Origin of the sequence: Acerihabitans sp., from assembly GCF_036398755.1 — a bacterium.
Taxonomy (GTDB): Bacteria; Pseudomonadota; Gammaproteobacteria; order Enterobacterales; family Enterobacteriaceae; genus Acerihabitans.
Map to the genome: position 1 here is coordinate 1 of NZ_DASWOM010000065.1, position 19801 is coordinate 19801.

Annotated in this window: 14 protein-coding genes; 9 read left to right on the forward strand and 5 right to left on the reverse strand. The window is 54.5% G+C overall.

The window, feature by feature from the left end:
* Window positions 1-21 precede the first annotated feature (21 nt).
* On the reverse strand, window positions 22-987 hold the full coding sequence (locus tag VGC33_RS10970; protein ID WP_331120791.1) for an FAD:protein FMN transferase: 966 nt from the start codon (window positions 985-987) through the stop codon (window positions 22-24).
* 86 nt (window positions 988-1073) lie between these two features.
* Window positions 1074-3851, reverse strand: a complete 2778-nt coding sequence (locus VGC33_RS10975) for an NADH-dependent fumarate reductase (RefSeq protein WP_331120792.1) — start codon at window positions 3849-3851, stop codon at window positions 1074-1076.
* A gap of 573 nt (window positions 3852-4424) precedes the next feature.
* Between VGC33_RS10975 and VGC33_RS10980 the strand changes: the two genes are divergently transcribed.
* Together VGC33_RS10980 and fumA are read left to right on the forward strand one after the other, a co-directional pair.
* Window positions 4425-5936: an anion permease gene (locus VGC33_RS10980; RefSeq protein ID WP_331120793.1), complete on the forward strand. Its 1512-nt coding sequence runs from the start codon at window positions 4425-4427 to the stop codon at window positions 5934-5936.
* An 89-nt stretch (window positions 5937-6025) separates the two neighbouring features.
* A complete protein-coding gene (gene fumA, locus VGC33_RS10985; RefSeq protein WP_331120794.1) occupies window positions 6026-7672 on the forward strand; it encodes a class I fumarate hydratase FumA in 1647 nt (548 codons plus the stop codon).
* Between the two features lie 222 nt (window positions 7673-7894).
* Here fumA and VGC33_RS10990 read toward each other — a convergent pair whose 3' ends face one another.
* On the reverse strand, window positions 7895-8839 hold the full coding sequence (locus VGC33_RS10990) for an AEC family transporter (protein WP_331120795.1): 945 nt from the start codon (window positions 8837-8839) through the stop codon (window positions 7895-7897).
* Window positions 8840-9400: 561 nt separating this feature from the next.
* Here VGC33_RS10990 and VGC33_RS10995 point away from each other — a divergent pair.
* The 7 genes from VGC33_RS10995 to VGC33_RS11025 all read left to right on the forward strand — a co-directional run bounded on the left by VGC33_RS10995 (window position 9401) and on the right by VGC33_RS11025 (window position 17596).
* Window positions 9401-11086, forward strand: coding sequence for an NAD-dependent malic enzyme (locus VGC33_RS10995; protein ID WP_331120796.1), 1686 nt, complete (start codon window positions 9401-9403; stop codon window positions 11084-11086).
* 122 nt (window positions 11087-11208) lie between these two features.
* The gene (locus VGC33_RS11000) at window positions 11209-12837 is read left to right on the forward strand and encodes a sensor histidine kinase (protein ID WP_331120797.1); all 1629 of its coding nucleotides are present in this window, start codon (window positions 11209-11211) and stop codon (window positions 12835-12837) included.
* The gene (gene dcuR / locus VGC33_RS11005) at window positions 12834-13553 is read left to right on the forward strand and encodes a two-component system response regulator DcuR (RefSeq protein ID WP_331120798.1); all 720 of its coding nucleotides are present in this window, start codon (window positions 12834-12836) and stop codon (window positions 13551-13553) included. The genes VGC33_RS11000 and dcuR overlap by 4 nt, the downstream gene beginning before the upstream one ends.
* Before the next feature lie 485 nt (window positions 13554-14038).
* Entirely contained in the window at window positions 14039-14308 is a 270-nt protein-coding gene (locus VGC33_RS11010; RefSeq protein ID WP_331120799.1) for a hypothetical protein, read from the forward strand.
* 765 nt (window positions 14309-15073) lie between these two features.
* The gene (locus VGC33_RS11015) at window positions 15074-16339 is read left to right on the forward strand and encodes a cytochrome P450 (RefSeq protein WP_331120800.1); all 1266 of its coding nucleotides are present in this window, start codon (window positions 15074-15076) and stop codon (window positions 16337-16339) included.
* Between the two features lie 4 nt (window positions 16340-16343).
* Entirely contained in the window at window positions 16344-17201 is an 858-nt protein-coding gene (locus VGC33_RS11020; RefSeq protein ID WP_331120801.1) for an alpha/beta fold hydrolase, read from the forward strand.
* The gene (locus tag VGC33_RS11025; protein ID WP_331120802.1) at window positions 17198-17596 is read left to right on the forward strand and encodes a YybH family protein; all 399 of its coding nucleotides are present in this window, start codon (window positions 17198-17200) and stop codon (window positions 17594-17596) included. Before VGC33_RS11020 ends, VGC33_RS11025 begins: the two co-directional genes overlap by 4 nt.
* Window positions 17597-17781: 185 nt before the next feature.
* Here the strand turns inward: VGC33_RS11025 and VGC33_RS11030 are convergent, their stop codons facing one another.
* A complete protein-coding gene (locus VGC33_RS11030) occupies window positions 17782-18750 on the reverse strand; it encodes a nucleoside hydrolase (protein ID WP_331120803.1) in 969 nt (322 codons plus the stop codon).
* Between the two features lie 11 nt (window positions 18751-18761).
* The gene (locus tag VGC33_RS11035; RefSeq protein WP_331120804.1) at window positions 18762-19739 is read right to left on the reverse strand and encodes a substrate-binding domain-containing protein; all 978 of its coding nucleotides are present in this window, start codon (window positions 19737-19739) and stop codon (window positions 18762-18764) included.
* Window positions 19740-19801 lie beyond the last annotated feature (62 nt).

Below are 19801 nucleotides of genomic sequence, written 5' to 3' on the forward strand. Positions count from 1 at the left end.
AAGGGATCCTTTCTCCGACTCTTACGCGATGCGATAGCTCTGGTCCAGTAATGTGAAGGTAAACTGTCGTGGCGAAGAGAAGATAACCCGCCGGTCTCTGGTGACGAAAATGGCCTCGATGTGCGGCATCCCGGATAAGTATGCCAGGCCTTTTTCCACCCCCATGCCATACATCAGCGTGGTATGGATGTCTCCGTCGATGGCGTCGTCGGAAACAATGGTGACGCTGAGCAATTCGTTATCCAGGGGGTAGCCGGTCGCGGGGTCGAGGATGTGGTGGTAATAGCGGCCGTTCCGCTTGAAGTAACGCTCGTAAACGCCGGACGTCACCACCGACTTATCCGTCACGCTGATAATGCCAATCAATGCATCCATGTGGGAAAACGGCGTTTTCAGGCCGATTGCCCAGGCGCCCTGGCCGCCGTTTCGCGGTGCGCCCAGCGTTTGAACATTACCGCCAAGGTTGATCAGGGCATCATGAATAGCGTGACCATGCAGAAAATCCCGGATGACATCGGCAATGTAGCCCTTGGCAATCGCCCCGAGATCGATTTCCATTCCGGTTCTTGGCAGAAACACCGACCGCGCCCGCTCATTGAGAACGACATCATGGGGATTGGTGAGTGCCAATAAGTCCCGGAGTTCATTGGCGGGGGGAACGCTGCGGCCGTTAAAGCCGATCTTCCAGCGTTTCACCAACGGGCCGATGGCAAAATTAAAACAGCTTCCGTCCGGCAGGCTCACCGCCCTGGCCCGTTTAATCAGCTCAAACACCGGCTGACTGACCGGCACCGGGTGGCGGCCCGCCGCATCATTGATATCCATGACCTCGGAATGCGGCCGGTTTACCGTCAGCATGTCTTCGTATCGCTTGATAAGCCGGAAAACGCGGGAAGCCAGATTTTCGTCGTGCTCAAACAGCTTGAGCACGATGGGCGAGCCCATTAACACGGTGGAATAAACATAGGCGCGATGGTCTGACGACATAAAAAGCCCGCAACAAATAGGAAATCCGCAATAAAAGTATTATCCAAGCCTGCGCCTTCGCTGCCTCGGGCACAGGCGGATGTCGATCAGCTCAGCGCGTAAGACGCCGCGTTACGGCCGGCTTTTATACCGAAGATAATAATGTCGGCAATGGCATTACCGCCGATACGGTTGCCCCCGTGGATGCCCCCCACCACTTCACCCGCCGCATAAGCGCCGCGTATTGCCTGTTTGCGGCTATCGAGCACTGCGGTCCCGGCGTCGATGGTGACGCCACCCATGGTGTGGTGAACCCCCGGCGCAATGCGAATGGCATAGAACGGCCCCTGGTTAATGGGCCGGCGCAGGGCCGTCATGCGGCCAAATTCTTCGTCGTGCTGCTTATTAACGGCTACGTTGTAGCGCTCGAGGGTGGCGAGAAAGGCATGAGGATCCATATCCAGTTGGTGGGCCAGTTCACGGGGCGACGCGGCGCTGACGACAAACTTGCGGGCCAGGTACTCGTCAGCCGCCCTGTTTTTGATTCTTATCTGCTCATCGAAGATAACATAGGCGTATTTTTCCGGCAGGCCGATAATCCGCGCCGAGACGTTGTCGCGCGTTTCCATCTCATTGAAAAAACGTTCGCCCGCCTGGCTCACCAAAATCGCGCCGCCGCCGCGAATCGACTCGGAAATCAAATAAGACGTGCCCTGTTCGACGGTGGGGTGGATCTGGATGTCACCCATATCAACGGTACCCGCATCGATTTTTTTCAGCAGCGCGATACCGTCGCCGGTGGCGCCTTGGTGATTGGTGGTGACGAAGCCATCCAAATCCGGACGGAACCTCACCACCATATCGCGGTTGGCGCTAAAACCGCCGGTGGCGACAATCACGCTTTTGGCGATAATAGACAGCGTTTCGTTCTCATCGTTACTCAGTTCGACGCCCTTGACCGCGCCTTCTTTATGGCGAATTTCGGTTACCGCGGTGTCCAGCATCACATCGATGTTGCGTTTATTGATGTTTTTCACCAGGCCGCTAATCAGGAAACCGCCGACGGCGGAACCGTCCGTCGGACGATGGGTGCGGTCCACGTTCATCCCGCCGGTGATGGTGATATCGTCGAGTTCAATACCGTGCTCCGCCAGCCAATCCACCGCCAGAGGGGCCTGTTCCACCAATTCTCTGAGCAGCACGGTATCGTTTTTGAACCGGCCGCCTTTCAGGGTCTCCTGATAGAACCGCTCTTTGCAGTCGGTTATGCCCTTGCGTTTCTGGTAGCGCGTTTCCGCCGCGTTCATGCCCACGGAAGCCTTGATGGTGTTTCCGCCCAGGGTGGACATCTTCTCGACAATCACCACCCGGGCGCCCGCGTCGCTGGCCTGAATCGCCGCCGCCAGCCCCGCGCCGCCGCCGCCGATCACCACCACATCGTAGGTTTGCGGGGCGGACGGGCTGCCGCCCTCATCCAGCAACCGGGCTTTGCTGGATTTCGCCAGCGCTTTGGCGACCGCTTTTTTCACCGCCTCGCTCTGGGTGGTGGCGCCGGTCACAGCATCCACATAGGGGCTGTTGGCGTCTAAAATACGTGAACGGATGATGCCGAAGCTGGTGGTGAACGCGACGTCCAGATCAGGGCCGGGCGCCAGTGCGATATCGGCAATCCGGTCGGTTTCCAGACTGACGTTGATGGTCAGTTCTTTGGCATCGTCCCGCGCTTTTTCCTGGAATACACCGGCTTTAAATTTCTTCGATGTCATGCCCATATCGCGGATCATGGCGTCAACCAGGGAAAAACGCCACAGCGGTTCGGGAATGGTCAGCGCTTCCCGTTTACTTCCGTCGATAAAGAGTTCGAGCTTTTGTCCGCCGGCGAGGCGATCGGTCCAGTCCGGATAGGCGATACAGGCTTTACCGACCGCCACCAGGTCGTAGCCGTGTTGCAGCGCCAGGTCGGCATCCGCCTTGTTGACGACGCCGCCCACGCCGATCACAGGTACTTTCGCCAGGGTTTCAGACCGCATGGCGATATATTTATCAATCAAGGGCGTGGGGTCGGTACTGTCGACAATGGACGGTCGCAGGGTATAGCCAACCGAGAAGTGCAGATAATCCAACCCGCGTGCGGCAAGTTTTTCCAGCAGATAGAGGGTATCGGCGAAACGGATACCCGGCTCCTCCATTTCTTCCGGTGAAAAGCGATAACCGATGATAAAGGAAGGATCCGCATACCGGCTTGCCATTTGGTGAGTGATGTCCAGTACGGCGAGCGGGAACATGGCCCGGTTGTCGCGGCTGCCGCCCCATTTATCGTTACGCCGGTTGGAGTTGGGCGAGTAAAACTGCTGGATCAGATAAGTGTTGGCGCCGTGGATTTCCACACCGTCGAACCCGGCCTGAATGGCGCGGCGCACGCCGTCGCCGAATTTGGCGATCATCCCCTCCACGTCTTCCGCGCTCAGGGCCACCGGTATCGGCGCGCCATCGCGCGGCGCGGCGACGGCACTCGGCCCGACGGGAGTCCGGCCGCCAATCAATTTAGGTTCAACCATACGGCCGCCGTGATACAACTGCACAATTGCTTTGGAGCCTTTGGATTTGATCGCCTCGACAATTTTGGCCAGACCGGACATTTTATTGTCCGTATCAATACCAATGGCGCCCGGGAACGCCAGACCGTTATCATCGATAAAGCAACACTCGACAATAACGGTACCGATACTGCCGGCGCGAGCCCGATAATATTCCACCAGTTCGCTGGTGACGGTACCGTCGTAGAAACCGGTGCAGGTGGTCATCGGCGCCATCAGCAGACGATTTTTAAGCACGGTGCCGTTAGGCAAAGTAAAAGGACTCAACGCTCGATCGTTACTGTTCATAATAATTAACTCCAAATTATGCTAAATATGTTTCATATTCTTCGATTTCTCGGTCGGTCTCGGTTTTTATTTTTGGCGTTGCTTTTTTGCCGACGAAATGATGCCATTAATATAGCGATAAATTTATTTTCAAAAAGCAAGCGATTAGTTAATTAACTATTTATATATTAATTTACATAGTATTTTATTAAATTTTTGTTTATTCATCGGGCTACTGTCTTGTTGTCTAATGAAATATATTGGACGCTGGCACATGATTACCATTAAATATGGCGCTGATGCAAACTAAATAGCCTTTTCCTGCCGAGTGCAAAATTAAAATGCCGCTCTCTTTTGTTGATCGAGATCAAGCGTAGTAATTTTATAAAACGCATTATATAAACAAATTATCTCTACGAGGGGCGTGTCAGGCTGCAGCCATGGCGGGTCTGTTGAGAACAGTTAAAATGTCATCATTAAATAACTAAATAAAATAAATTAATTAAAGCAACCAGATAATCCGAAAAAAAGAAATCATACTGCCCAGGTATCATCAATAATATTCTTAACCACGTATAGACAACTATTATGACTATGAAAGAAATATCAATCGAGGCGGTTCCGCGGCCGGGTAATAATGCCTTACCGGATGAAAAAAAACGGCTTTTCATGATGTTCCTACCGGTGCTGGTGGCCGTATTACTGCTACTGGTGCCGGTACCCGCGGGCTTACAATCCCATGCGTGGCATTTCTTCGCCATCTTTGTCGCCGTGATTGTCGGCCTGATCTTCGAGGCGCTGCCGGGGGCGGTTGTCGGCCTCACCGGCGTCGTGGTCATTGCCCTGGGCGGGCAGTGGCTGCTGTTCAGCCCGGCGCAGATGTCCGTTCCCACGTTCAGGCTTGCCACACAATCGTTTGAATGGGCGGTGAGCGGGTTCGGCAACTCAACGGTATGGCTCATCTTCGGCGCGTTCATGTTCGCGGCAGGCTATGATAAAACCCAGCTAGGCCGCCGCATGGCGCTTATCCTGGTGAAGCATCTCGGCCGCCGCAGCCTGACGCTTGGGTATGCCATCACCTTTGCCGACCTGTTGCTGGCGCCGTTTACCCCGTCCAACACCGCGCGCAGCGGCGGTACGATTTACCCGATTATCGCCAACCTGCCGCCGCTGTATGGCTCCAAGCCCAATGATCCCAGCGCCCGCAAAATCGGCTCCTATCTGATGTGGGTGGCCATTACCGCCGCCTGCATCACCAGTTCAATGTTTCTGTCTGCGCTGGCGCCCAACCTGCTGGCGCTGGAGTTGGTGAAAAGCATTGTGGGCATCGACATTTCCTGGGGCGGCTGGTTTATCGCTTTCCTGCCGTTGGGCGTGCTGCTGATTCTGACCATGCCGCTGCTGGCTTACTGGTTCTATCCGCCTGAAGTCAAGATCAATGACGAAGTGCCTCGTTGGGCCAGTCGGGAACTGGAAAAACTGGGCAAACTGTCGCGCAAGGAAATCCTGCTGCTGGTGTTTGTGTGCTGCGCGCTGGTAATGTGGATATTTGCCGCCGACTGGATTGAGCCGGCGCTGGCCGCGCTGCTGGTCATCACCCTGATGCTGTGGAGCGGCGTGCTGGCGTGGAGCGATATTACCGGCAATAAAGCCGCCTGGAATACCTTTGTGTGGTTCGCCACCTTGGTCGCGCTGGCGGATGGCTTGTCGAGCACCGGTTTCATCGGCTGGCTGGGGAAAGAAGGCGGAGCGCTGATGGTGGGTATCCCCCCGGTGAGGGCCTCTATCATGCTGCTGGTGGCCTTTTTTCTGCTGCATTATCTGTTTGCCAGCACCACGGCCCATACCACCGCCTTGTTGCCGGCCATGCTCACCATTGCCGCCACCATTCCCGGTATCGATATGAAGGTGTTCTGCCTGATGATGGTCACCTCAATGGGGATTATGGGGATCATCACACCCTACGGAACCGGGCCGAGCCCGATTTATTACGGCAGCGGATATCTGCCAACCGCCGATTATTGGCGGTTGGGTACCATTTTCGGCGCCATCTTCCTGGCTGCCCTGCTGCTTATTGGCTACCCCTGGATGGCGATGATGTTCTAATAACCGACCGGACAACGCGTTGACCGTGATAGCCCGCAAGATTCTCTGGACCGATGGCGACAATACACTAACGGAGTAAGTGAGATAACATGTTGAATAAACCGTTCTATTATCAAAACCCCTTTCCCCTTTCCCACGAAGATACCGAATACTATCTGTTAAGCGGGGACTATGTTTCCATCACTGAGTTTGAGGGGCAGGAGATATTGAAAGTCGCCCCTGAGGCGCTGACGCTGCTGGCGCAGCAGGCGTTCCACGATGTCTCGTTCATGTTGCGTCCTTCCCACCAGCAACAGGTGGCGTTAATTCTTGATGACCCCCAGGCCAGTGAGAACGACAGATATGTTGCGCTGCAGTTCCTGAGAAATTCCGAGATAGCCGCGAAAGGCGTGCTGCCCACCTGTCAAGACACCGGCACCGCCATCATCATGGGTAAAAAAGGCCAGCGCGTGTGGACCGGCGGCGGTGATGAAGCCCGCCTTGCGCAAGGGGTGTATAACACCTATACCGAAGATAACCTGCGCTACTCGCAAAACAGCGCGCTGGACATGTATAACGAAGTGAACACCGGCACCAACCTGCCTTCGCAAATCGACCTCTACAGCGTGGACGGCGATGAATATACCTTTCTGTGCGTCGCCAAGGGCGGCGGTTCGGCCAACAAGACCTATCTCTATCAGGAAACCAAGGCGCTGCTAAGCCCCGTTAAACTGAAAAATTACCTGGTGGAGAAAATGCGCACGCTGGGAACCGCCGCCTGTCCGCCGTACCATATCGCGTTCGTGATTGGCGGCACCTCCGCGGAGAGCACGCTGAAAACCGTTAAACTGGCATCCACCCATTACTATGACGGTCTGCCCGCTGAAGGCAATGAACACGGCCAGGCGTTCCGCGATGTGCAACTGGAGCGGGAACTGCTGATCGAAGCACAGAACCTGGGGCTGGGCGCGCAGTTCGGCGGCAAATACTTTGCCCACGATATCCGCGTCGTTCGCCTGCCGCGTCACGGCGCCTCCTGTCCGGTGGGCATGGGCGTATCCTGCTCCGCCGACCGCAACATAAAGGCCAAAATCAACCGTGACGGTGTCTGGATTGAAAAACTCGAGCACAATCCGGGCCGCTACATTCCGGCATCCCTGCGCCAGCAAGGGGAGGGCGACGCGGTAAAGGTGAACCTGAACCGGCCAATGAAAGACATCCTTGCCCAGCTTTCCCAGTACCCGGTGTCCACTCGGCTTTCCCTGAGTGGCACCATTATCGTGGCGCGGGATATCGCCCATGCCAAGCTGCAGGAGCGCATTGATAACGGCGAAGACCTGCCGCAGTACATAAAGGATCACCCGGTGTACTACGCCGGTCCGGCGAAGACCCCCACCGGGTATGCCTCCGGTTCTTTGGGCCCCACCACCGCCGGACGAATGGATTCCTATGTGGATCTGCTGCAATCCCACGGCGGGAGCATGATCATGCTGGCTAAAGGCAACCGCAGCCAGCAGGTGACGGATGCCTGCCATAAGCACGGCGGCTTCTACCTGGGCAGCATCGGCGGCCCGGCGGCGGTGCTGGCCCAGCAAAGCATCAAGAGTCTGGACTGCATCGAGTATCCGGAACTGGGAATGGAAGCTATCTGGAAAATCGAAGTGGAAAATTTCCCGGCGTTTATTCTGGTGGATGACAAAGGCAACGATTTCTTCGCGCAGATCCAACGCAACCAGTGTGCGGACTGCGTGAAGTAATCACCGTTCTGTAGACTCGAGGCTTGGCTGAAAAGGGCAAGCCTCGGGCCGCGGACAAATTAGCGCGGAGCTAATAATACGGGGCAGGGGCCAGAGGGGTAAACCGTCCGCGCCAGGGATAGCGCGGATTGGGCCTCCAGGGACGGGTTCAGGGCGTATTTGCGATCTGGCGGCCGGTCCCGAACGAACATTTTAACAACAAGCTCGGCAACTTATATCACCCTATGACAGCATAAATATGATTAACCCTTCCGTTACAATCCCCACCGCGGTGCCCAGCAGGATTGATGAAGAGGCCGATTCCACGTAGGTATCGCTGCGTACCGCGAACATCCCCGCCGCGATGGCGGAGGGGGTGGCGCCGATAATCACCACCTGCTGCATCAATGAGTGGCTCAGTCCAAACGCCAGCCCCGCCACGGCCATGATGGCGGGTTGCATCACATTCTTCAGGCTGATATTGGTAAAGGTATGCACATTCAGCGTCGGCCGTTCACCGTAGAACAATAAACCCAGTGCGAACAAAGAAATCCCGCCGGCGGTTTTTCCCATCATTTCTACGGAGGAAGACAACAGTTCCGGGGGCTTAATGCCCATCAGGCTCATTGCCACGCCGAGGACCGGGATCCAGACAAGGGGATTACGCACCGCCTTGAACAAATTCAGCAGGATCATGTGGTGAAGACGCCCCTGCTGCGCCAGAGCGCTGTTTTTATCCCCCATGCGAATCAACACTATCGTCAGCGGGATCATCAGCACGCTGGTGATGAGATTGCCGATCAGTACCCCCAGGAAGCCCTCCGGTCCGATAAGCACGGCCAGCACCGGCGCGCCAAAATAAGCCATATCGGGAAACGCGCAGACCAGAGACTGAATGGCGCTGGTTTTGATGTCGTGACGAAAGAGAAGACGGGCAATGCACAGCGTCAGGATATAAGATCCCATCAGTCCTATCACCAAGACAGTCATAAACGACAGATTCTGTATTTTAGAAGGATCAGTGTGCAAGGCGCCGATAAACAGGCTCAATGGCAGCGCAAAACGAATCACCACGGTGGCTAATACCGTGGCATCATCACGTTTCATATAACCGAGTTTTCCACTGAGCCAACCCAACGCCATGACAAAAACCAATGGGAATAATGAGGATAAGAGTAATGTTGGCATAACATAACCTTTTTATATTTGATAAGATAGGAAGGGTTATATTATTTTAAAGAAAAATCGATTGTGATAATCATCACAGCTGCTCTTTATGTGGCAATAACAATAATTACTAAAGTCGCCGGCAAAACGTAAAAGCCAGATTTACATTATGCAACAACGAATTTACAAACAGATCATCTGCCGTGACTTTCATGTTTTCATGTCCTGAAATAATCCAGAACAAATTGAATAACTTTATTACTAAATAAGTATAAAAATAATTATGTAATTTAAGTTATCAGAAATGATGCGCCTCGCATGCTATAAAAATCGCAAACCATAATATTGAATAAACCCAGGTCGCTATGGGCCTACGCCTCTGTTTATCCTTTTCCAACGGATGATAAGGTATTCCTTAATGCCGCCTATCTCGCAGCGTAACTGCCAGGCCTCGGGAATAAAGGGCGCGATATTCTCGATACAATGCTTTTAATACAAAGCGTTCAGTACAACGACTACAACGTTTTCAGCGAAAAATTTTTCAGTATAAACATCGCTGTCCAATTTATTGAGGTTTACCTGATGTTAAAAACACATCCGCTTTATACGCACTACACGGGTTCACTGTTGCTGGACAATCCGCTATTGAACAAAGGTTCTGCTTTCAGCCGCGAGGAACGTCTGGCGTTTAACCTGAACGGTCTGTTACCCAACCAGGTAGAAACCATCAGTGAACAAACCGATCGCGCTTATTCGCAGTTTTGCGATTTCAAACGCGATATATCCAAGCATGTTTATCTGAGAAATATCCAGGATACTAATGAGACGCTTTTCTATAGCCTGGTCGATTCCCATTTGGAAGAGATGCTACCGATCATATATACCCCTACGGTGGGCGAAGCTTGCGAACACTTTTCCGATATTTATCGCCGTGCGCGCGGTTTGTTCATTTCCTATCCGGATCGCGACGGCATCGATGAAATGCTGCAAAACTTCGCCAAGAACGATGTGCGGGTGATTGTGGTCACCGATGGCGAACGCATTTTGGGGCTGGGGGATCAGGGGCTGGGCGGCATGGGCATCCCTATCGGCAAGCTTTCCCTCTATACCGCCTGCGGCGGGATCAATCCCGCCAATACCCTGCCAATCATGCTTGATGTGGGCACCAACAATACGCAGCGCCTGGATGACCCGCTATACATGGGCTGGCGCCATGCCAGGATCACCGGCGAAGAGTACTACAACTTTCTCGATCTCTTTATCCAGGCGGTAAAAGCGCGCTGGCCGGATGTATTACTGCAGTTTGAGGATTTTGCCCAAACCAATGCGATGCCGCTACTGGAGCGTTATCGCAATGAGTTGTGCTGCTTTAACGATGATGTCCAGGGCACGGCGGCGGTCACGCTGGGCTGCCTGATTGCCGCCAGCCACGCGGCGGGGACAAAATTACGTGAGCAGCGTGTCACATTCCTTGGCGCGGGCTCAGCCGGTTGCGGTATTGCCGAGCAGATCATCGTACAGATGATTGCCGAAGGGGCAACGGAGGAAGACGCTCGAAGCCGGGTCTTTATGGTTGATCGCTTCGGCCTGTTAACGGATGACATGCCCAATCTGCTGGATTTCCAGCGCAAGCTGACCACCCACAAAGAAAAGATTGGGCATTGGGCGGTGGATGCGCAGAATATCTCACTGCACGATGTGGTCCGTCACGCCAAACCGACTATTCTGATTGGCGTTTCCGGGCAACCGGGACTGTTTACCGAAGAGATCGTCCGCGAGATGCATCACCACTGCCCTCATCCGATTATCATGCCGCTGTCCAATCCCACCTCCCGTGCGGAAGCCCGGCCGCAGGATGTCATCTCCTGGACCGAAGGCGCTGCGCTGATAGCCACCGGCAGCCCGTTTGCTCCGGTTCACTATCAGGATGGCTACCATGAAATCCCCCAGTGTAATAATGCCTATATTTTTCCCGGCCTGGGGCTGGGTATCCTGGCGGCGAAAGCCCGCCGGGTGACCGACGGCATGCTGCTGGCGGCCAGTCAAGCGCTGGCCGGCCTTTCACCGCTGGCGACCACGGGTCAGGGGTCATTATTACCGGCCATCGCCGATATACAGCGGGTGTCGAAAGCGATAGCCGCTGAGGTGGCGCGCGCGGCACAGCGCGATGGCGTTGCGCCGGCGCTGTCGGAAGAAGCATTGCAAAACAGGCTGGATGCCGAATTCTGGCAGGTGGGCTACCTGTCATATAAGCGTTCCTCGTTTTAATATTTCTCCCAACCGGTACAATAGTCTCGGCTGTTTTCTTTTTCGCCACCCGGCAAAAAGCGATGTGACGGGAATAGAATAGTGTCCCATGCCCCCGGCCTCGGCTCTTTCCTGGAGAAAAGATGTCATATGTCAAACACCTGCTCCGGTCCGGAAAACCGCTCAGACTAAGCACCTCCGTAACGCTGATGGTTTGTGCCACGCTAACCTCGGTATTGCTGGTGGTGTATACCCTGTTTTTTATACAACTCGGTAAAGTCGCCCATGATAGCCTTGAAGAGAAAGTCTTCGCCATCGCGCGCACCCTGGCGGATTCGCCCCCAATCATCGGCGGGCTGCAGGATCCTGAGCGGGCGGCGGCTATTCAGCCTTATGCGGAGCGGGTCCGGCAAAGCAATAATCTGCTGTTTGTGGTGGTCACCGATATGCACGGCATTCGCTATTCGCATCCGGAACCCGCACTGATTGGCAAGCATTTCATCGGGGACGATTTACAGCCGGCCCTGGAGGGCAAGGAATATCATGCGGTGAATCACGGCGCGCTTGCCGAAGCGTTACGCATTTTCACGCCGGTATATAACGACAGACATCAGCCCATCGGCGTGATTGCCCTGGGTATTTCCCTGGACCGCGTCCATGCGGTGGTGAATGAAAACCGCTGGAGTATTCCCTGGACACTGCTGTTCGGCATCCTGGTGGGCGCGCTGGGAATCTGGTGCCTGGTCAGCGTTGTCAAACGTATCATGCTGGGATTTGAACCTTATGAAATAGCCGCGCTTTTTGAACAACGCAACGCGATGCTTCACTCCATCAAGGAAGGCGTCATCGCCGTCGATGCCCAGGCCCGCATCACGCTGATTAATCCGGAGGCCAAACGCCTGTTCAAAAAAAGTGCTCCGATAGAGATACTGCTGGGCGGCAATACCGACGAAACCTGGGCATTATTGCTCAATTTAAACACTGTGCTCAAGACCGGACTGGCACGGCGTGATGAAGAAATCAATTTCAACGGCTGCCTCCTGCTGACCAATACGGTACCTATTGTCGTGGGGAAACAAATCATCGGCGCGGTAGCCACGTTCCGCGACAAAACCGAAATCAGCCAACTGCTGCAACGGCTATCAGGCATCTCGAACTATGCCGATGCCCTGCGTACGCAATCCCATGAGTTTAAGAATAAATTACACGTCATTCTCGGGATGCTGCACATGAAGAATTATCCGCAGTTGGAAAACTACATTCTGAAAACCGCGAATACCTATCAGACCGAGATAGGGTCACTGCTGCGCACCATAAAATCCCCAGTCATGGCAGGCTTTATGCTGGGCAAAATCAATCGCGCGCGCGACCTGAATATCAGGCTGTCCATCAATGATGACAGCCTGCTGCCCGACGCCCAGGATGAGCAAACCACCGTGACCTTGATTACCGCGCTGGGTAATGTGATTGAGAACGCCATGGAGGCCATCGGCAATGAGGAAAATCACGAAATCATCGTCAGCTTCCATCATCAGGATGAACAGTTGCATTGCGTCGTCAGCGATGATGGCCCCGGTATTCCGGCGAGCCTGATACCGCATATTTTCGAACAGGGTTTTTCCACCAAGGGGGAAAACCGGGGGCTGGGCCTAAGCTTGGTAAAACAGAGCGTTGATGCTGTGGGCGGCACCGTTGAACTCGAATCGGAGCCCGGCGTGTTCACGCAATTTTTTATCCAACTGCCTTATAAAAGCGCGGTGTCGATTTTATGATTAATGTGTTGATAGTTGATGATGACGCCATGGTGGCCGAGCTCAATCGCTGTTATCTGGCCCAGGTGCCCGGCTTTTCCTGCTATGCCGCCGTATCTACCCTGCAACAGGCCCGCAATATAGTGATGCAGCACGGTGCCGAAATCGATTTGGTGCTGCTGGACGTTTTCATGCAGCAAGACAATGGGCTGGGCCTCTTACCTGTGCTACATGAATGCAGCGAGCATACGGATGTGATCATGATTTCTTCGGCCAGTGACGTGAATAACATCAAGAAAGCGTTGCAGTACGGTGTGGTTGATTATCTGATTAAACCTTTTCAGTTTTCACGATTTGAAGAAGCGCTTTCTGCTTATCGGCAGAAGAAAGACCTGCTCAATAAGCTCGATGACTATGAACAGTCTGACGTTGATATGCTGATTCGCCGGGGTGCCCAGCCCGTCGTGGAGACAAAAAAACTACCGAAGGGCCTCACTGTCCAGACCCTGAAAATGGTTTGTGAATGGATAAGCCGCAACCAGCAGAGTGAATTTTCCACGGATAATCTGGCCAACGCCATCGGTATTTCGCGCGTATCGTGCCGGAAATACCTGATTTATCTGGCCGGCATTGAAATTCTGTCCACCAATATACTTTATGGCGCCACCGGCAGGCCGGTGTATCTTTACCAACTCCGTCCTGACCAGCACATGCGCTTTCAAAAGTATTGCGGTTAGCCGCTTCGCAATGACGCTATTTTTGCTAACGCACAGCAGCGTCCTGGCCCATAATAATGAGCTTATCTATAGGCTACGTCAGCGTTATCAGCTCAATCCTGAGGGCGGCCATGCCGGTCATCGGAGGCGGTGGAAATGCTCTGGTTATCAGGAAAACAACGGCCGTTGGCTTTGCTCACTCGACCATTCTTACGGTACATCTCATTTAGAGGCTGATACAGCCTAAAATACGTTGCTTGAATTACCACATGTAATGTAGCCACTATAAAATCGATTCTACTCAGAATGTTTTTTTGGCATGACATCCGCTTCCCGCTCATTACCGCCCTTCAACGTTAGCGGGCGCTGCTTGGGATTTTGCTGAAAACGAGCAGCTAAAATGCGAGAGAGGGATCAAATGGGTGCGAATATACAGGCGGCTGTGTACAAAATTAAGTTAGACCGGATATAGTGTTTAATCATATCCTCTCCCCGTGGAGCACCAAATGCCGGATTACTTTTTTTTCAACAAGGGTAAGCAAACCGTTGTGCTGGAAAGATCAGACGCGGACGCGGCCTCTCGGCTGACTGAGCAAGGTTATGAAAAACAATTTGAAGAGGTCAGCGCCACTGATGAAAAACATGCGCTTGCCCGCTTTGCCGATATCCGCAGGGAAAAGCGAATAGACCATCATAACTTCTTGGCGGGCGCTGGCGCCATGCCCCTGATAGGCGTTCTGACGGCCGTTGCCGTTTTTCTTTTTCGAAAAAAGTAGCCAGGGCATACCGTTTCCAATGGCCTGGGATTGACGGACAGCAGCCCATCGCCGGAGGAAAGCGGCGAGCAGGCCGCCACGCTAACACACCGCTTTTACGTAAACGGTGTTACCGACGCCCGTTAGGGCTTCATGCCGACAATGGCACCGGATCGAGGTAGTGGTGTTGAATCCGGGCAAGCCCGAAAGCGGGATCGCGTCTTTAACTTAAAAAATAAGGGCGCCGGCGTCGTTGACGATTACCGCTGTTGCTGACCGGCTTTGGGTTATCCATTAGAGTCTGGTTTAATTATCTGTTTTGAAAAAGAATGTTTTAAAAACCTTGAAGAGGATCGCATTACTCTCTTTATTCATTGGTAATTATCTTGAGGTAAATTTATTGTGTGTAGATAAATTAATTCGGAATACTTTCAGCCTTGATATTGAAGGTTGGGAAGCTTTTTATTTGCTTATCACAACCATTAAACATAATAAAAATTAATAAATAAATTTATAAATACTGAAAGTATTCTAACGAAGTTAAGTTAGGTTAATCACTCTTGTTATTTATCAAGCTGAATTGATGGGTATTGCCATTTAAAGCATGCTTATAAAGGCAATTTCGGCCCATGAGTTTTTTCACTTTATTGTCGTAATATCTAATTTAATGAGAAGGGTTAATCTGGTGTGAGCGTAATAAGCTTCTTGACGCTATTTTCAGCGAGTTCTCGCCGGATTGAAGCTTAGGGTTCGCGGGGGTGATGCAGTATTTACGAGGTGCTCACAATGGAGTCAAATCGCTCAGGTTCTGCTTTCGAATTTAACATAAAAGACTTCTCATTAAGCAACCCACGGCTAATGGCGGATCCATACCCGTATTACGACCAGATTCGGCGGGAACAACCGATTTACTACTCGACGATGTATGGCGGGTCGTGGCTGCTATTCGACTATGTCGACGTCAAGGCCTTGTTAACGGATCCGAGACTCACCAACGATAGGTCCGCATTGCCGTTATTGGCGCTGCCAGAAGAAGATCGCGCCCAGTTCGCCGACATGATTCCAGTTCTCGGCAAGTGGTTGGCATTCTTTGATGGGCATGACCACGCGCAGCGTCGGCAACGGCTGGACTGGTCGTGTCCAACGCTGCTCAGCAAAGGTTCTTTGTCCAGCGTTATCCACCATGTTGCCGAAGATCTCATGGATGCCTGGCGGGAGAGGGACTGTGTTGATCTGATTGCCGATTTTGCCCGTCCGTTGCCCGCAATGGTTATCACGCGGCTGCTTGGCGGGGCTGACGAAGATCATGAGCAACTAGCGAGTTGGTCCGATGATATAGCGTACCTGTTTGGCGCAAGCGATCTGAGTGTAGCAGATGTACAACGCGGCCAGAAAAGTCTCCACGCATTCGGGCATTATTTGCGCGAGCTTGCCGGTGACGCGATAACGTCCCGCCGAGACGATCTGATACTTAACCGTTTAATGAGCGACAACGGAAAGGGATTCCAGTTCGATATCGAATCAGCGACCGCGCAGTGTATGTTGCTGATGTTCGCCGGGTTGGAACCCACCAGGTATCTGATCGGCAACGCCGTCTGGGCGCTGCACCAGCATCCGGCCCAACGGCACGCGCTGGCGGCGGATCTGGAACAGTTGCCGCTGGCGATAGAGGAGTTCCTCCGATACGGTACGCCCGTGCAGTACATTGGTCGCAGGGCGTCCACGACATTCACCTACAAGGGTTACCACATTAAGGAAGGCCAACTGGTGCTGCCCTATGTCGGTTCCGCGAACCGGGATCCGACGGTTTTTGACCACCCTGAAACCCTTGATTTACGCCGCACACCCAACCGGCATCTTTCCTTCGGAACCGGCCCGCATGCCTGCATTGGCGCGACGCTGGTGCGCCAACAGACTCACATTGCGCTTTCCCTACTGCTCACGCGCTACCCTACCTTCGAGGTGAGCCGGCAAACCGAACCCGTCTGGAATACCAATCTGGGATTCCATGGTCCCACATCGCTGATGATCAACACCGGAAAAAGAGGATAAGCCTATGAACTGGACGCGCAGCAACATCGCCGGATTTGCCGGCACCAACCTGGCCACGATCGACTTCGGCGGGCAGGGAGGAGGGATTCTCCTCATCCATGGAATGATGGGCCGGGCAACGACCTGGTCAACCACGGCCGGGTGGCTGACCGAACACGGGAAAGTGATCGGATACGATGCCCGTGGCCACGGCTTAAGCGACGCGCCCGAAGGGCCCTACGACCGCAACGCTCACGTCGAGGACGCCGCCGCGGTGATTAAGGCGTATGGCCTCGCCCCCGCCGTGGTCATTGGTCACTCGATGGGCGCGCTCACCGCGTGGCAACTCGCGGGCAAGCATCCTGAACTGGTCCGTTCCGTGGTTATCGGCGACATGGCCGCCGTGGTGCCCGATGTTCAGGTCCGCTGGCGGGCATGGCTGGATGAGTGGCCGGTCCCATTCGATAGTATCGCGGCTATCCGCGCCTATTTCGGCGGGGACTATTTTGGGAAATACCTGATTGGCGCGCATTCCGAACGAGTGCACCCGGCTGAAGGAGACTATTTTGTCGAGGTGTTCGCTGAGCGGCGGGACGGTTACTGGCCACTTGCGGGGACGCGCAATGTTCTTGCCTGCCGAGAACACTGGAACAACCGCGATCATACCCCTGAACTGAGTCGGGTTGGCTGCCCGACGCTTGTGGTCGCCGGGGAGCAAAGTTATTTCCCCGCCGAGGGTTCACGCCGCATGGCGGATGCGCTCCCGGCAGGCGAATTTGTATTGGTTCCGGACGCAGGACATGTACTGCACTTCGACAACCCCAAGGCTTGGCGCGCCGCAGTCGAGCCGTTCGTCCGCAAGACCATCGGACAACTGCCATGAAGCCGCAATCATGGGAGGATGCACTGGCGGAGTTGCATGCCGCCGTCGGAAGTCTTCTGGTCGGCGAGCATAAACCCTACCAGCAACTGTGGTCCCGTGCGCCGGATATCACCATGATGGGTGCCTACGGTGGCCTCTACACGGGGTACGAAGCGGTCTGCGCGGCGATAATCCGCGCAGCCGCCAACTACCAGGGATGGCAGCCTGACTACCGGGAGGAACCCATCGCGGCCACAAACGACGGGATGCTCGGCTATGTCATTTTAAGGGAGCGCGTAACCAACATTAACGATTCGACTGTAAGATCCCGGCGCGTCACGCTTTTGTTTCGCCGGGAGGAGGTCCAATGGCGGATTTTCCACCACCACTCGGATCCACTACACCAGGTTGTGTAGCGCGAGCCGGCGTTTTGTTCCTCGGTAGGGCGGATCTGCTTTATGGCTGGATTGTCTCTTTTGCAAGAGTCGGGCATTTCCGGAGGAGAACGGCTGGGACAATATCGCTGACCGCCGTCCTGCCGTCCAGGCGGATGCATACCTTCATGCTGGGCGGCGACCTTTAGCCGCCCAAACACGCGGCGTTAGCCGGTAATGGTACTGACGATATCGCTGACTACTTTCCTGCCGTCTATGCCGGTGCAGACGCGCACGTTGGGCGGCGCGTCGCGCAGCGGCACCGTCTGTCCGAGGGTTAAACGCCCCGCGGTTTCAATACCGATCGCCATCTCTTCAAAAGTGCCGACGGTGGCGTCGGCCGCCACCGCCACCGCCAGCGGATCGTACAGCACGCAACCCTCAGACCAGTCGAACATCGGCGCATCGAAGTAGGTGGCGCAAACCTGCTTAAACAGGGCGGTCAGCGGCGTATTCTCAGCAATATCCTGCAGATGCTCACGCGTCAGCACCAGTCCGGCGGCGGCATTAGTAACGTCAAGACTCACCATTGACAGCGGGATGCCGGAGCGGAAGACGATATCGGCCGCCTGCGGATCAAACCAGATATTGCACTCCGCCACCGGGGTAATGTTGCCGCGCCCCCAGGTGGCATCCAGCCCAAGAGCGCCGGCCATCATCACCACCTGCTTAATCAGCGGTGCGATATCCGGCGCCTTCACCAGCGCCAGCGCCAGATTGCTCTGGGCGCCGATGCAAACCAGGGTGATTTCACCCGGATGCTTACGCACCAGATCGATAATCAGCTCGCTGGCGTGCAGCCCACAGTGCGACGCATCCGCTTCCGGCAACGCAATGCTACCCTTGCGGCCACGCGGCCCGGCGTAGGCCTGTTGCAGCAGGGCCGGCAGCGTACCGCCCATCGGGGTTGCCATACCGGCGGCGACCGGAATATCGCTGCGCCCGGCCACCTGTAGTATTCGGCTCGCGCAGCGTGCCCCCAATAGCGGGGGGCAGTTGCCAAACACGGTGGTGATCGCCATCAGTTCCAGACGCGGGTCCCGCAATGCCAGCATAATGGCAATAGGATCGTCGGCGTCGGTGCCGGGAATGCCGATGGCGGGATCTGTATCAATGATTATCTTGCTTGCGTTCACGCTCAGCTCCCTTACAGGCCCATTTTTATCAGTTTAGGCAAATTGTCTTTATCCAGACTCTCCAGATTGTTGCCGTACAGGGTATGATTGGCGCTGTCGACGCGCATTTTGCCCATGCCTTCAACCTGGCTGCTTTCCGTCACCGGCTTGTTCTCTGCAACCATTTTGCCGAGATGGACAAAAATTTCGCCGGCGGTCATCGGATTCCAGATATAGCCGCCTTTAATAGCGCCGCTGCGCACCAGCGAGGCGGCCTGGCCGGGGCTGTAGGCGCCCACCACGCACACGTCGTTAGCCTTATTACGCCGCGCCACCGCGCGCCCGGCGCCAACCGGACCCGGCGAGCCGAACGCCATCATGCCTTTAAAGCCGGGATATTTCGACATCAGCTCATTAGTCACCCGCATTGAGTCATCCAGCGATTCGCCGGTACCGTAAAGGTCGCCTACCTGCTGCATTTTCGGATAGTGCTGCTTCTGATAATCGATGGCCGCCTGCGCCCATTCACGATGCAGCGGGATCGTCAGGCTGCCGACGATGATGGCATACTGTCCCTGTTCTTTCATACACTGCGCCATCAACTGCATATGGCGTTCGCCAAAGGTCTTGGCATCAACCAGCTCAAAGTCCCAGTCGGCGTTTTTCTGCGCCGGCGACTCGTGGACGATAACCTTGATGCCGGCATCCTTGGCTTTTTTTAGCACGGGTTCCAGCACCGCCGGATCGACCGGCACCACGCCGATAATGTCTACTTTCTGGGCGATCAAATCCTCAATCGCTTTTACCTGCAGCGCCGGATCCTGTGCGGTCGGCCCAACCTGCCAGGCGTTAATGCCCTCCTGCTTCGCCGCTTTCTTGATTCCCTCCTCCATGGAGTTAAACCAGGGGGTGCCGCCAACCTTAACCACTACGCCCATCTTCAGTGGTTCAGCCGCCAGCGCCTGCCCGCTCATGGCAAGAGAGATCAGAATTGCTGCTATTTTTTTCATTATTCGCTCCATTATTATCAGTGTGGGGTACAAGGTGGAAACAACGTCATCAAACAACAATC